Consider the following 14,260-nt stretch of genomic DNA (forward strand, 5'->3'; position numbering starts at 1 on the left):
GAACAGCAATAGTTGTCAGGTGACTCCGCTAATTTTCGTTTCAATTCACCGTAACTTTCCCAGCGACCGAACGCCCGATGAAAATCCGACTGCAGCTGGTTCCTTCTTATCCACTCACGGATCTCGTGCTCGCTTAATTTTCGCCTCTTTGAGCAGTGAGCGAAACTCGTATGCACACCTTGCACGACTACTACCTCCAAATGCCGGCGGAGAGTTTTAAACACGCATCTCTGCCGCCTTTTGAGCATACGGTGGCGGCATTCCGATTGTACCTATCGTCGATAAGTGAGCGCAGAACTCGACAGGCCGCTGGATTGAGTCTTGAGAATGGTAGTACCGCCGCTTTACTGGTTGAGATTATTACTGCCGAACGGATTGAGATAATGGTGAGTTGGAGACCTGATATGTTGAAGAGATGGGTGATTACTGGAGTTGTGTGCGCGATTCTATGTGTTTCTATGAGTTCTTGCACAACTTTGTATAACTCCTCTCCTAAGTACGACATCTCAGGAGTATTTGAAGAATATCGCACAAATGGTTTGGTCTTCAAGATAGTCTCAGCTAAGTACCTCAAGGGTGTAGAGGCTTGGCTGGGTGAGGATAACTGGCTTTATATCACGATTCCTGACTCAAGTATGAAGGTGTCCCAGCTTCACAGTCTTGATGGAAGCAAGGCAGTGGAAAAAACGCAATTCTATAAACATCAGTCCTCGGTGCAAGTCACAATCAAGCTCAAACAGAAGTTCGATCATGTCGACGTTCTAAGATATCCGGACGATCGGAATACGTATGTTGTACTTTACCATTTTAAGCAAGATTAAGCCTGTGCATTCGATACTTTTTCCTGGATGGTCAAATGAAATCATCGGATTTCTTTTTGCTTAGGTCTCAGGCTGTCTAAGCGCGAACATTTCATTTGGTCAAACGGATGGTGTTTGTGCCGGTTCGGTATCTGTCTCTGACATCTGCTCTAGGACTGTATGTTGGACTTGGGGCTCACTTTTTCTCTAATTGAAGGTTTGCTTACCCGTCGAAAATCGTCAAATTAGCGGCAGTCTGGGGCTCTTGGGGGCTATTTTCATATTATATTCAAAATCTTCTTGCAATTGATTTAAAAAAGCTATTAATTTTCAGCGAAATTGAGCATGGCAAAATCTAAATTTCTCGCTGGAAAAAAAATCATCCCTCAGCCAATTCCGAAAGGAATCAAAGTCACCGATCTCGTAGATACTTATTTTCAGGCGTACAATGCCGCACGACTTAAAGAAGCTTCTCAATTGTTTGCACAGAAAATGCTCGAACGCGATGTGACAATTGGGATGAGTTTGACGGGTGCGCTGACGCCTGCGGGACTTGGGGGGTCTTGCATCGTCCCTCTCATAAGAGCGGGCTTTGTTGACTGGATAGTTTCAACCGGCGCTAATCTCTATCACGATACGCATTTTGCAATCGGGCACTCGCTTCATAAAGGAAGTCCTTTCGTGGATGACAGAGTTCTACGAAATGAGGGCGTCATCAGGATCTACGATATTCTTTTCGATTACGAGGTGCTCCTCTCGACAGATTCGTTCTTCAGGCACTTGATAGCGCAGGATGAATTTCAAAAAGAGATGGGGACAGCGGAATTTCATCATAGGATTGGCAAGTATGTCGCAGCTCGAGAGAAGACTCTTGGAATAAAACACAGCTCCGTGATCGCTGCAGCCTATCGATACGCAGTTCCGGTCTACACCTCCAGTCCTGGCGACAGTTCAATTGGGATGAATGTTGCTGCGATGGCGCTCGATGGATACGGCTTGAAACTGGATGTTTCGCGAGATGTCAACGAAACCGCAGCAATCGTATTGAATGCCAAGAGAGGAGGCGGGAAGAGCGGCGTGTTGATTTTCGGAGGCGGCTCACCGAAGAATTTCATGCTTCAAACGGAACCTCAAATACAGGAAGTACTAGGGATTGCCGAAAAAGGACACGATTTCTTTATTCAGGTGACGGATGCCAGGGTTGACACGGGCGGACTATCCGGGGCCACACCTTCAGAGGCCGTCAGCTGGGGAAAAGTAGATCCCACTAAATTGCCCGATACCGTTGTCGCCTATGTAGATTCGACGATTGCAATGCCGATCATGACCTCATACGCATTGGCAAAGCGGGCTCCGAGAAAGCCGAAGAAACTTTATAACCGTCTGCCGGAGTTGATGAGGATGCTGAAGGACGAGCACGAGAGGGCAAGTCGCAGAGGAAAATGAATTTCAAATACGATCGCTCGATAACATTTCCCAAAGGATTCAAGGCCGCAGGGGTAAGCGCCGGTATAAAGGAGAACGGGCTTCCCGATCTCGGACTGGTAGCTTCAGATGAGGGCACAATTGGCGTCGCGGTATTCACGAGGAACAAATTCCAGGCGGCACCAATTACGTTGTCAGGCCGAAACTTGGCCTCTTCCGGTTCCAAAGTGCGGGCGATTATTGCAAACAGCGGTTGCGCGAATGCTCTCACAGGCAAAGTCGGAATGAAAAACGCCGAGAAGACCGCGATTGAAGCGGCAAAGGTCTTACAAATTCCACGGAATGAGGTTTTGATCGCTTCTACCGGTGTCATTGGTCGTCAATTGCCTGTGCACGAAATCGTGGACAGTCTTCCAGGGCTTGCCAGGGAATTGAAGACTGGTTCCGATACAATATTCGCGCAGAGCATCATGACCACTGACAAGTTTCCGAAGCAGGTCGCGGCGGAATTCACGCTCGCTAAGGGAAAGAAATATAGGATTGGCGGTGTCGCAAAAGGCGCGGGAATGATTCATCCGAATATGGCAACGATGTTATGCTTTGTAACCACCGACGCGAAAGTTGAAGAAGCAAAATTACGCTCTGCTCTCTCCGCTTCTGTCGACAGGTCTTTCAACACCATCACCGTCGATGGTGATACGAGCACTAACGACTCTGTTTTTCTCCTCGCCAGTGGTGCTTCGGGAGTCGCAGTGAAGAGTGACTCGGACTACAGGCTGTTTCTCGATGCTTTGACTTCCATCTTGCGTGAACTCGCAATGATGATCGTGCGTGACGGTGAAGGCGCGACGAGATTTATGAAACTGAATGTGCGGTCCGCGTCCAACTTCGGTGACGCAGTAAAGGTTGGACGGGCGGTGGGTGTTTCTCCGCTTGTCAAGACCGCCATATTTGGTGGCGACCCGAATTGGGGCAGGGTAATTTCTGCAGTCGGGAACTCCAACGTAGAATTCGATCCTTCAAAGGTCGAGCTAAGGATCGGCAATGTCTGCGTGTTCAGAGGAAACGAACCTCAGAAAGTTGACCCGGCTGCCATCAAGAGTCTTTTTTCGAAGAAAGAAATAGAAATGACGATCAAGCTCAATACCGGACGAGAGTCCGCGGAAGTGTTTACATGTGATTTGAGCTATGACTACGTCAAAATCAACGGTGAATACACCACCTAAACTATCAACAAACCAAACAAGGAGTCACGTATGGGAAAGTACGAAGAGCTTCAACAAATCATAGGCAGCTTTGAAGTAGACTTCCGTAAGTTTTACGAGAAGCAGAACAAGGCAGCCGGAACTCGCGTGCGCAAACATATGGGCGAACTCAAGAAATTTGCCCAGACGATTCGTCAAGAGGTGCAGGAGCTGAAGCTGAAGATGAAAGAGGAAGGCAAGTAAGTTTTCTCGAAACCGTCCCTCGCGCCAGCGAGGGACGGTCATCTGTCAGCGTCCGTTCAAATCTTTCGTAAGGACCACACCCTCGGAACGGTGAGGTGGCATTCTTAACGACTCACCGTGGATCATTTTCCTTCTTGTGTATGTCGATCATCTTCAGTTCATCAATATAATTTGTGCTCTGGGGATCTCGCAGGTCGATAAATTGCTTTGCGATCTGCTTCAATCTGTCCGCAGTTTCGGCTATCAGTTCGATCCCTCTCTCGAGCTTGTCGTATTCACCGGCCTTCAGAGACTTCCGCATCATGTCGAGGGCGAGATAGATGACGTTTAACGGATTGTTGATTTCATGTCCGACGGTGGCCGAAAGTTCGAGTATCGCAAGCCTTCGCGTCAGCTGCTGGATCTCGCCGTGGAGTTCGCGCACCCTCACTCCGCTTTCAATGCGGGCGAGTACCTCGAGATGAGGCGCAGGTTTCGTGATAAAATCGTCGGCGCCGGCCTGCAAGCCGCGGACCCTGTCTTTGACGTCGCCCTTTGCAGTCAGCAGTATTATGTAAGTATACTTTAAAGTTTGATCGTTTCTGATGGCTTTTGCGAGCTGCTCGCCGTCCATCTCAGGCATCATCCAATCGATCAGCATTATGTCCGGAGAGAATTCCTTTGCGGCGTTGAGGGCGTCGGTCCCGTTCGCTGCCTCCCTGACCTCGTACCCCGCTTTTACGAGCACACGATTGAGAATGACTCGGGCATTCGTGTCGTCATCAACTATCAAAACCCTGTACTTCACTCATCCTCCTCTGTCCGTTCTGGCACGGTAAAGTTGATCGTAGTCCCTTTATTTGATCCATTGCTGCTTACCCAAATCTCTCCTCCCATCATTTCTATCAGGTGTTTCGATATAGCGAGCCCGAGTCCTGTCCCGCCGAACCTCCGCGTGCTGTCCCCCTCAACCTGGACGAACTTCTGAAATAATCTTCGCTGCTTATCCTTCTCGATACCGATTCCGCTGTCCCTGACCGAGAATAAAAGCATTCCGTCCCGCGGCTCAACGCGTACGTCGACTCCTCCTTTTGCGGTGAACTTTATTGCGTTACCAACCACGTTTATTAGTACCTGCTTAATGCGACGGAGATCCGCGGAAGCGAAAAGCGGGGTGGAGCTCATTGAAAAATCCAATTTCAATTTCTTCTGGGAAGCCTGTATCTCGAATGAAGAAAATACATCTCTTAGTAATTCGTCAACATAGATTCTTTCGATTTGAAGATGCATCTTGCCTGATTCGATGCGCGATATGTCGAGCAAGTCGTTTATTACGTTGAGCAGATGGTACGAGCTCTCAAGCGCATTGTGCGCAAAGAGATTTAATTCTTCGGGACTCTCATAATATCCCTCCGTAATCAGGGTTAGAAAGCCGATGATCGAATTGAGGGGAGTTCTCAATTCATGTGATGTGTTTGCAAGAAATTCGTCTTTGAGTTGATTCGCCTCTATTAGATGATCGTTCAGACGCCGGAGTTCTTCCAACTGCGAGTCTGCCAGGCTCGATCGTGAGTCCTTGAGTGCTCCGGATTCGGACGGTGCAACCAGACCTGCTGTAAGCACATGACCGTCGTGTCGGTAGAGGAGCATCATATATTCGCTCACTTTTATTTTCTCACCCGAGTGAGTAAGTATCGTGTATTCAAATGACTCGCCAGCCGACCCGCCCGTAAGCGATCGGCGGAACTTCTTCAGCTTGTGAAGGTCCTCGGACGAGACGATTGTGCGTTCGTAAAAATCTCCCTGAAGGAACTGTTCCGCCGAAAATCCGGTCAGTTCCGCAAAACCTCCGACGCACGTCTTCGGAGAAAAATCCGACGATCCGACATCAGCTGTGTATACGAAGGCGGGTATTGTCCTCAACTGCGATATATGAACTTTTCCGTCGCCGGTTGAGCGAACCTGCTTGAATTTGCCCGGGATACGTCGCTTTCTATCATCTGATCCCTGGTTCGGTACCATAATGTCTATTTCATCGGAATTTTGTCTCTGCTCTGCAATTTAGCAGGGACTTCATTTCAATTGCAAAGCGGATGAGTGCAAAGGAACACTCGAATCACGAACATACTACACGCAGGGTGCATGTTTCACTCGGGAAGCCTTTTCAGCATTTCGTAGTACTTGAGAATGATTTTTTGGTATTCAGGTGGGAAATTCTTCCGGATCAGACGGAGCATCTCCTGGTCTTGTTCTGATGTTGCATTGGACAAGTCAATATTCGCCGGACTTCGTCTTGCCATGTCTTCGCCCGGTGTGCTCTCGCGTCGGTTGTCATAATCTCTCTGGCGGATTGACCTCGCCGCGTCGAGGAGTCTTGAAAGTATTTTTTCCTGGCGCTGGATGGTCTCTTGGCTTATTTCCTTGCCCTGCATGTCCTTCACAATATCCTTCATATCGCCTGCGATCTTGTCCAGATTGCCAAGGACTTTATCCTGTGCTTGCGACTGTGCAGCCTCGTCCGAAAGCTGCTCGATCGACTTCCTGATTGCTTCCTGTTGTGCGGCCAACCTGGCAAGTTCTGCCTGTTGCTCCATCGATAGTGCGCCGCTTTCACCAAGCTTCTGAGTCAGGGCATTGATGTTCTCCTGTTCTCCGGCGAGTTGTTGGAGCTGTTGCATCAGCGAGGGTGTACTGCCGGATCCCTGTCCCTGCATCATTGCTTGGAGAGTATTCTGGATGTTCATCGCAGCTTCGTTCATCGAACCCATAGCCTGGCTCTGGGCATCTGTAGCGGGCTGTTGACCCCGGCTTTGCAGGTTTGTTAAAGCCTTTTGCATTTCAGAATATGCCTGCCCGATCTGGCGGCCCATTTGCGGCGTGACGGAAAAACTCTTGTTGGACAACTGCATCATCTGTTGTGCCGTGTAGTTGAGCTCTTGCATGAGTTCATTCTGCTGGTCTGCTAAAGACCTTGACTCAGCCGAGTTTGGAATCGAGACTTGTGTCTTGTCACGCAATTCCTCCTGCTTCTTTGACACCTCAAGAAGATTCTGCTGCGCCTTCCTGAGCGCGTTGACCGCCTCCCGCTGCTGGTTCCGAACCATCTCCTTTTGAACTTGCAAAATGTCCTGCTGGAAATTCTTGAGAGCGGCAGTAATCTGCTGTTGAGTCGACGATGCCTGCGAGAATTTACCTTGCGACAACTGTTGCTGTGCCGATTCCATCTTCTGTGACGCCGCGGATGTATCCAGCGATTCCTGCGCCTGCTCGAGTTTCTGCGTCGGCATTTCCTGAGAGAACTCGTTCATCTTCCTCTTCAAATCGGATAGACTCTGCTTCGCTTCATCGAGATCCTTTTGAATCTGCTTCTGGTTCTGGGCCAGTCTGTTCCGCTCAGAGCTGCTGCCGGAGTCTGCACTGGATGTTGCCTTTTGGAGATTCTGTTGCTCGGAAGACATTTGTTCGGCGCGCTTCATCAGCTCGTCGAGTTTTTGTTCGATCTGAACTCTTTTTATCAGACTCAGCGTTCGTTCAATACTTTGCTTCAGCATTTCTTCGTTAATCTGGAAATTCTGTGCCGCCTGGCGTACAAGATTCGGATTGAGAGATCGTATCGCATCTTGAAGCTTCTTGAGGGCTTCCTGGAACTCCGGCGAGTTGACCTCCTCAAGCGCTTTCTGAAGCTCCATGTATTTTTCCAGCGTCTGCGGCGAGATGATGTTGTTCTCGAGCATCTTTTGTGTCATCGACTCGACCTGCTTCTTGACGTCATCCACCTTGGCCTGCAACTCCTGATACTTCTGCAGCGTGCTCTCCATCTTCTTTTGCTGCTCCCAGCTCAGCTGCTGCGACTGGGTCTTCATGTCCTGAGATATCTTGTCGAGCTGGTCTTTCAGGTTGTCGGAGCTTTTCAACACATTCTCAGCTTTTGAAAAGAGATCGCCATGTTCGCTGTCTGTGGATGAGAACACTTCCTGCAGCGATGGGAGGCGGACCTGGTATTCAGCGCTAACAGCTGATTTCGGACCTTTCACCTCGTCGTTGTCAAAAACTTCCGCGCGATATGCGACCACATCTTCAGGGACAAGGCTGAGCGGCGACAGGTCCCATGTATATGATATGTCTTTCTGTCCCGCCGACTTATCCTGCAACGGGATTTCGATGCGGCGATAGAGAGTATCGGGTGAGATGTACTTTGAATAAACCAGTTTGTATTCGACAAACAATTTTGTGAATCCGTAATCGTCGCCGATCCTGATCCCGACCGGAAGGCGCATGTCGCGATTCAGATCTATATCTTTGGCCGGAAACGTAAGTTCGCATGTCGGGAAATCGTCGTTCAAGGCCTGTATGCTGTAAATGATCGGATCTCTGTTGGCAAGACTGTCGCGATCTACGAGCCGGAATCTGTAGGTGGTTGAGTTCCTTATGACAAAAACCCCTGTCGCATTCGTGCCGCTAACCACGAAACGGCTCGATGTTGTATCTCCGAACTCAATTTTTGCCGAGTCGAGTTCCTTGCTCGTTCTCAATGAAAACTCAGCGCGTGTTCCGATGAGCGCGCTAAAATCTCCGATGTTGTCCTGAAGAGTCTCTGCAGATTTGCCCGTGTAACCCGGGTATAAGAGCATGACACTGAAGCTCTGAACTAGCGGCAAATCGACCACCTTGACATGATACTCGTCGGTGTTCTGTTCACCGGCGGTGAGAAAATAACTCACATCCTCTCTCAGGTTAGGTAATTGAAACTGGTACCGTCCCGGCGAACTCATTTTCAAACGGTATCTCTCAAAGTCTTTTTCATCGGAGTACTTTTCGCTTAATGTAATGTAGGCAGGAAGTCTTCGAGCAGAGACAAGCGAGAGCGTTACATCGATATTGAGTGAGTCGCCCCTCGAGACCTGGATGTCGCCCGGACGCACGGTGATGGCGAATTCATCCGGCGCGGCGTATTTCTCGCTGAAGTTCACAATCCTGGCTATCGCGCCGGGAAATTGTGAGGGGAACAATAGAAAGCTCGATAGCGATATGATCAACGATGAGACAAAGATCAACTTCGGTCTTTTGCCTGTAGGATATTTAAGCGATGAGCCTATGTCAAGATGGTACGCACGCTCGAAAATCGTGTCGACATACGCGCTAGCGAGGTCGAGCGAATAAAAAGGAGTCGATTCGCCCGGGAGCAGTTCAACCGCGTTCCTGAGTCTGTCCTTAAGGTCGGGGAACCGGCTCCCCGCCTCAAGCGCGATGATCCTGATATCATCGGCGCTCGGTCCCCTGAAATATCGGGAGACGGGCGAAAATAAAAATCTGACAGTGGCTGCCACAATTATGGTCGCATCAAGAAAAAAGAGGACAGCGCGGCCGGCGACTCCAAAATTGAAAATAATCTGTATTACCGCAGCGATGGTGACAGCCAGAAGTAACGCTGATGCCACCGACAAGCATGACGCCGCGATTTGGGAGAGCGTTTTTCTTTTGTAGATGTGCTGCAGCGAAGTGAATACTCCGCTGTTTCTGCTATCCGAAAAGGTCTCTTCCATCTCTTAATGCGTCAATGCCCAATAGACAAGATTAGTTCCGAACTCAAGTGCTTCGAGACGTTTTGATTCCGGATCACCATGTACTTCCGGCGGATCCCAGCCGTCCGAAGGATTGCTCTCATAAGTGTAATACACAACGAGTCTTTTTCCCAGGAAGATTCCGAATCCTTGCGGAGGAAGCCCGTTATGTTTATGGGTCTTCGGAACCCCGTTTGGAAAATCATAAACACAATTGTAGAGTCCGAACGAAAAGGGAAGCTCCACGAGCTGTTTGTCCGGGAAGACCTTCTTTATTTCTCTTCTGAAGGAAGCGTCCATGCCGTAATCGTCATCCGCGTAGAGAAAACCGCCGTTCTCAAGATACTGTCGGAGCCGGTTGGCCTGCTCGTCAGAAAATCTGATGTTGCCGTGCCCGGTCATAAAAAGAAATGAGTAAGTAAAAATATCGTCGCTCATGATATCGACATAGTAGTAATTTGGATCCACGTCGATATTGGTGTGCTGTTTGACGAACTGTAGAAGTGTGGCTTCTTCGAGCGGATCGTTGTACCAGTCACCGCCTCCGTCGTATTTCAGGCGTGCAATCCTGAACGCACTCGTCTTCTGCGCATTCGATTCGGTTGCAAATGCCAGAAGAATTGCAATCAATATAATTATCAACGAAGACTTCCTCATCAAGTTGAATCTAAAGAAGGGTACGTGGAGATTCAAGATAAGCCCTTGTCGGTCTAAAATGATTTCCAGGTTCGTGTTTAGTATGTTACAATGTGGAACAGTTCATCTATCACAACGGCTACGTAACTGTCTTTTTGACCGTCGCGTTCGCAGGTGAATTCGGGCTCTTCACGGGAGTTGCGTTGGCACGGACAGGCGCGGTCTCACTTACCGGAGTAGTCATCCTGGGGACTGTTGCCTCTTTCGTCGGAAACATGCTGTACTACTACGCCGGGAGACTTCTCTGGAAGAAATGGCGATTTCTTCGTATGAGGTTTGAAGAAAAAATTGAGCGGACATCGCGGGTAGTCAGGCGCTACGGTTCGCCGATTATGCTGATCGCCAGATTCTTCTACGGGATCAGAAATGTAATCGCGATAGCACTTGGCGTCTACGACGTGAGAGCCGGAATCTTCGTGATATACAACCTGGTTGGCGCATTTATCTGGTCGTGGTTTTTTACGGAGGCAGGGAGCGTCTTTTCGTCATACTTCATGAATACTTTCGCGAGCTTCCGCGCGGGAATGTACTGGGGAATCCTGTCATCGATATTCGTAGCCGCGCTTTTCGTTCTGATAAGAAAAGCCATATCTCGTCTCCAAAAGTAGTGCCTTCACAAGATAAAAATGCCGGCGGGTTTAGTGAGCCGGCATTTTTCTCGTCAATACTTTGAACTTGTGTCGGGATTACTGCGTGCCGTCGTGACAATCGGTGCACGATCCGGTTTTCCATGCGTCGCCGATATCCGTCGGGTGCTGAAACTCAATACCGGCGAGATTGATCGATTCCTCGAGTTTAGCTCCCTGGTTGAGGATCACGTGGCAAGTCTCGCATTTGTTTGGTATGATCTGCCCGTCCGCGTTCTTGTGGTTTCCATCATGACACCTGAAACATCCCGGGAAATTCTCATGACCGATGTCATCGTTATACGCCCGCCAGTCGACTCTCATGTACGGAAAGAAATTGTTTCTGTAGATTTTTTGAACTGAGGCCACCGCCTGAGCGATCTGAGCGGCTCGAGTAGTGACTAATTCCGGGTACTTTTCTTTGTAGAATGAATCGACATATATCCCTATGCTGTCCATTGCGTCTTTTGTGTTCTCGTAACGGGGCACAAGTGCGTTGACTGCGGTTTGCTTAATCCATGGAATCGTAGGGTCAATTTGATCTGCTGACATCGCATCATTTACCGCATCGCCGGGTGTCTTTATGACATGAGTCGGGCGGTTGTGGCAATCCATGCAGTCCATTGTCTTAATGGAAATTTTCTGAATCGAATCGGGAGTGAAGGGATTGTTGCTCGTCTCGAATACTTCGCTCTTGCCTGTCGTATCGACAACCCGGACCCAGGGAATGGTTTGTGAGCTCGAGTCGGTGGGCAAGTACTGGACCGTGTGAGTTACATGCCAGTGGACGGGCGGTCGCTGTGCCTCGCCGGAAGTGCTCCTGCCGATTTTCACTAACATGTCCAATGTCCACCGCGTGTTCGAAGAATCCTCCAGGTAAAACGCCCTTGTGATCCTTCTCTCGCCCACGAACGATTGCGGCCAGTGACACTGCTCGCAAGTTTCTCTTGCCGGACGCAGGTTCCTGATCGGTGTCGGTATGGGTCGAGGATATTTATGGAATATTACAGAATAAACCTGGTAGGCGCCCGATAGTTTCGACTTAACATACCAACTTGCGCCGGGACCGACATGGCACTGAATGCACGCGACACGTGCGTGAGGCGAGTGGAGGTAAGTCGTGTACTCTGGTTCCATGACATCGTGGCAAATCTTGCCGCAGAAGGTGACCGACTCTGTGAACTCGAACGCCCTGTAACCGCCGATCGCGCTGAAAAGCATGAGAAGGAGTGTCCCCGTTGAGAACAGGAAGAACGCGGTGCGTTGCCGCCTGTCATTAAGATCGATCCTTGGGAGACTGGGAGTTCCTTCTTCGATCGCCCTTCGCAAACGCTTCCTCTGGAGAAATGCTCCGGCCGGAATAATAACAAGGCCGAGAATCAAAACGCTCGGGAGAAGTATGTAAGTGACGATTCCGAAATATGGCGGGAGAGAACTCCAGATCAGATCGATAAGCATCAGAACGAGTATAGTTCCGAACGTCACAGAAGCGATGATCGCTCCAGCCATACTAACACTATTGTAAAATAAATCGGGAAATCTTCTTTTTGCCATTCTTACCTCAGTTTTCGTTCGCGCAAAAGGTTACTGCCCCGACTCACGTCAGAGCTGCATATCACCAATCCATCCGATGACAAAATTATACTCGCTCAGGGAAGAGTATGGATTGCAAATGTTTTATCTTCCAGCCGCATTCGCAGTTGCCGCTAGAAATTACGACTATATGGATATTCAATTCAATATATCGTCATTAGCTTAAAAAACTTGATTGCAAATCATTTGATCTTTTGATTACCGCCGGATTGGGTCTTTCGGAATGAGACTGTTAAATTCCAGCACCATGACCGTACGATTGTTCGTTACCGGCGGAACCTTCGACAAAGAATATAACGAGCTGAACGGCACGCTCTACTTCAAGGACACACATCTTCACGAAATGTTAAGGCTCGGGAGATGCAAAGTATCTGTCGACATAAGGACTTTGATGATGATCGACAGCCTCGACATGACGGACCACGACCGCCGTATAATCCTGGAGAACTGCGAGCGGTGCAGTGAGGATAAGATCATTATCACTCATGGCACAGACACGATGGAGTTGACGGCGAGAGTTTTGGGGCAATCGATAAGCGATAAGACGATAATACTCACGGGGGCAATGATACCTTATAAATTCGGGAGTTCCGATGGGCTGTTCAATCTCGGAAGCGCCCTGGCGTTCGCTGAAACGCTTCCTCATGGAGTCTATATCGCAATGAACGGCAGGCATTTCGAATGGCACAACGTCAGGAAAAACAAGAAGACAGGCGAGTTTGAAGAACTCAAATGAATACGGTCCACGAGTGGCGGTAAACTAATGACCGACAAAGCGCTTCAGTCTCCGGGCAGATGTCCGTGGTCCACGACCGACCCGCTTTACATAAATTATCACGACAACGAATGGGGTGTACCGGTGCACGACGATCGGCTGCTGTTTGAGTTCCTCGTCCTCGAAAGTGCACAGGCAGGATTAAGCTGGATAACGATCCTCCGGAAGCGGGAGAATTATAGAAAGGCATTCGACAACTTCGACTTTGAGAAGGTTGCCTCTTACGACAAAAGAAAAATCAGAAGTCTTCTCTCTGACGCAGGAATAGTCAGGAACAGGTTGAAGATAGAATCGGCGATTCAGAATGCGCGAATGTTCATCGACGTGAGAAAAGAGTTTGGCACTTTTGACAAGTACATCTGGGAGTTTGTCGGAGGAAAGCCGATCGTCAACAAATGGAAAACATTGAAGCAGATCCCGGCGAGTACAAAAGAATCGGATTCTCTCAGTAAGGATTTGAAAGCGAGGGGATTCAAATTTGTCGGCTCGACGATCTGCTACGCGCACATGCAGGCAACCGGAATGGTGAATGACCACGTTGCTTCATGTTTCCGCTATAAGGAATTGAAATAGCCGTCATCGTCGCGCGCCAGTAGTCATTCTGAGTGCGCAGGCGCGCGGGTAATGCAGGAAGTCGTGTCAATATAAGTCGTCAGATTGCTTCAAATAAAAAATAAGGGAGCTGTTTATGAAACGTATTATCACGCTTCTAACCGTTTGTCTTCTGGCAATGAATGTCAATGGGTTTTGCCAGGAGTCGTCATCTATTTCACTTCCCGCGCCGGACACAACTGGAGGCAAGCCGTTGATGCAGGCGCTGAAGTTAAGACACACATCGCGGGCGTTCGACTCCAAGCCGTTGCCGTCGCAAGTTCTGTCGAATCTTCTATGGGCGGCGTTCGGAGTGAACAGACCGGACGGCCACAGGACTGCGCCTTCGGCAATGAACTGGCAGGAAACAGAGATTTACGTCGCACTGGCCGACGGTTTGTATCTTTACGACGCACAGACACAGTCTCTAAAGCTTGTGATGAAAGATGATATGCGAGGGAAGACAGGCACCCAGGGATTTGTTAAAGATGCTCCGGTCGACCTCGTTTACGTGTCGGATCTATCCAAGACAGGACGCGCATCGCCGGAAGACCAAACTCTTTACACCGCGGCGGATTGTGGGTTCATTGCGCAAAATGTCTATCTCTACTGCGCATCGGAGGGACTTGCTTGTGTCGTACGGGGATCGATCAACAGGGAAGAATTCGCGAAGGCCGCAGGCCTGAAGGCGAACGAGAAGGTCATCCTGTCGCAAACGATCGGTTACCCGAAATGAATCCGGACAATGCGCATCATTTGCCCGCCG

13 protein-coding genes are annotated in these 14,260 nt (G+C 49.3%); 8 read left to right on the forward strand and 5 right to left on the reverse strand.

Annotation, left to right across the window (positions count from 1 at the left end; all coding sequences use genetic code 11):
• The first annotated feature begins 251 nt into the window (after positions 1–251).
• The 4 genes from VIS48_13800 (at position 252) to VIS48_13815 (ending at position 3,673) form a co-directional block, all read left to right on the forward strand.
• A complete protein-coding gene (locus tag VIS48_13800) occupies positions 252–821 on the forward strand; it encodes a hypothetical protein (protein HEY9167224.1) in 570 nt (189 codons plus the stop codon).
• 324 nt (positions 822–1,145) lie between these two features.
• Positions 1,146–2,246 carry a deoxyhypusine synthase gene (gene speY, locus VIS48_13805; protein HEY9167225.1) on the forward strand — a complete coding sequence of 367 codons (1,101 nt, stop codon included), beginning with the start codon at positions 1,146–1,148 and terminating at the stop codon, positions 2,244–2,246.
• Positions 2,243–3,451 (forward strand): bifunctional glutamate N-acetyltransferase/amino-acid acetyltransferase ArgJ, encoded by a 1,209-nt coding sequence (gene argJ, locus VIS48_13810; GenBank protein ID HEY9167226.1) that lies wholly within the window; start codon positions 2,243–2,245, stop codon positions 3,449–3,451. Before speY ends, argJ begins: the two co-directional genes overlap by 4 nt.
• A gap of 30 nt (positions 3,452–3,481) precedes the next feature.
• Positions 3,482–3,673, forward strand: coding sequence for a histone H1 (locus VIS48_13815; protein ID HEY9167227.1), 192 nt, complete (start codon positions 3,482–3,484; stop codon positions 3,671–3,673).
• Positions 3,674–3,785: 112 nt separating this feature from the next.
• Here the strand turns inward: VIS48_13815 and VIS48_13820 are convergent, their stop codons facing one another.
• The 4 genes from VIS48_13820 to VIS48_13835 form a co-directional block, all read right to left on the reverse strand.
• The gene (locus tag VIS48_13820; protein ID HEY9167228.1) at positions 3,786–4,460 is read right to left on the reverse strand and encodes a response regulator; all 675 of its coding nucleotides are present in this window, start codon (positions 4,458–4,460) and stop codon (positions 3,786–3,788) included.
• Positions 4,457–5,674: a PAS domain-containing sensor histidine kinase gene (locus tag VIS48_13825; protein HEY9167229.1), complete on the reverse strand. Its 1,218-nt coding sequence runs from the start codon at positions 5,672–5,674 to the stop codon at positions 4,457–4,459. The genes VIS48_13820 and VIS48_13825 overlap by 4 nt, the downstream gene beginning before the upstream one ends.
• A 125-nt stretch (positions 5,675–5,799) precedes the next feature.
• A complete protein-coding gene (locus tag VIS48_13830; protein HEY9167230.1) occupies positions 5,800–9,195 on the reverse strand; it encodes a DUF4175 family protein in 3,396 nt (1,131 codons plus the stop codon).
• Between the two features lie 3 nt (positions 9,196–9,198).
• Positions 9,199–9,855 (reverse strand): DUF4159 domain-containing protein, encoded by a 657-nt coding sequence (locus tag VIS48_13835; protein HEY9167231.1) that lies wholly within the window; start codon positions 9,853–9,855, stop codon positions 9,199–9,201.
• A 107-nt stretch (positions 9,856–9,962) separates the two neighbouring features.
• On the opposite strand from VIS48_13835, the gene VIS48_13840 reads away from it, so the two are divergent.
• Positions 9,963–10,517: a DedA family protein gene (locus VIS48_13840; protein ID HEY9167232.1), complete on the forward strand. Its 555-nt coding sequence runs from the start codon at positions 9,963–9,965 to the stop codon at positions 10,515–10,517.
• A 78-nt stretch (positions 10,518–10,595) separates the two neighbouring features.
• Here VIS48_13840 and VIS48_13845 read toward each other — a convergent pair whose 3' ends face one another.
• On the reverse strand, positions 10,596–12,089 hold the full coding sequence (locus tag VIS48_13845; GenBank protein ID HEY9167233.1) for a NapC/NirT family cytochrome c: 1,494 nt from the start codon (positions 12,087–12,089) through the stop codon (positions 10,596–10,598).
• 286 nt (positions 12,090–12,375) lie between these two features.
• Between VIS48_13845 and VIS48_13850 the strand changes: the two genes are divergently transcribed.
• The 3 genes from VIS48_13850 to VIS48_13860 all read left to right on the forward strand — a co-directional run bounded on the left by VIS48_13850 (position 12,376) and on the right by VIS48_13860 (position 14,230).
• A complete protein-coding gene (locus VIS48_13850; protein ID HEY9167234.1) occupies positions 12,376–12,864 on the forward strand; it encodes an asparaginase domain-containing protein in 489 nt (162 codons plus the stop codon).
• Between the two features lie 27 nt (positions 12,865–12,891).
• Positions 12,892–13,476 carry a DNA-3-methyladenine glycosylase I gene (locus VIS48_13855; protein HEY9167235.1) on the forward strand — a complete coding sequence of 195 codons (585 nt, stop codon included), beginning with the start codon at positions 12,892–12,894 and terminating at the stop codon, positions 13,474–13,476.
• Between the two features lie 115 nt (positions 13,477–13,591).
• On the forward strand, positions 13,592–14,230 hold the full coding sequence (locus VIS48_13860; protein HEY9167236.1) for a nitroreductase family protein: 639 nt from the start codon (positions 13,592–13,594) through the stop codon (positions 14,228–14,230).
• Positions 14,231–14,260 lie beyond the last annotated feature (30 nt).

This window comes from Candidatus Kryptoniota bacterium, from assembly GCA_036567965.1.
In the GTDB taxonomy this organism is placed as follows: Bacteria; Bacteroidota; Ignavibacteria; order Kryptoniales; family JAKASW01; genus JAKASW01.

What these genes read in the sequence shown, in the direction of transcription:
- VIS48_13815 (HEY9167227.1), top strand. Translation starts at nt 3,482, where the DNA reads ATGGGAAAGTACGAAGAGCTTCAACAAATCATAGGCAGCTTTGAAGTA.
- VIS48_13830 (HEY9167230.1), bottom strand. Translation starts at nt 9,195, where the DNA reads ATGGAAGAGACCTTTTCGGATAGCAGAAACAGCGGAGTATTCACTTCG.
- VIS48_13850 (HEY9167234.1), top strand. Translation starts at nt 12,376, where the DNA reads ATGACCGTACGATTGTTCGTTACCGGCGGAACCTTCGACAAAGAATAT.
- speY (HEY9167225.1), top strand. Translation starts at nt 1,146, where the DNA reads ATGGCAAAATCTAAATTTCTCGCTGGAAAAAAAATCATCCCTCAGCCA.
- VIS48_13860 (HEY9167236.1), top strand. Translation starts at nt 13,592, where the DNA reads ATGAAACGTATTATCACGCTTCTAACCGTTTGTCTTCTGGCAATGAAT.
- VIS48_13845 (HEY9167233.1), bottom strand. Translation starts at nt 12,089, where the DNA reads ATGGCAAAAAGAAGATTTCCCGATTTATTTTACAATAGTGTTAGTATG.
- VIS48_13855 (HEY9167235.1), top strand. Translation starts at nt 12,892, where the DNA reads ATGACCGACAAAGCGCTTCAGTCTCCGGGCAGATGTCCGTGGTCCACG.
- argJ (HEY9167226.1), top strand. Translation starts at nt 2,243, where the DNA reads ATGAATTTCAAATACGATCGCTCGATAACATTTCCCAAAGGATTCAAG.
- VIS48_13825 (HEY9167229.1), bottom strand. Translation starts at nt 5,674, where the DNA reads ATGGTACCGAACCAGGGATCAGATGATAGAAAGCGACGTATCCCGGGC.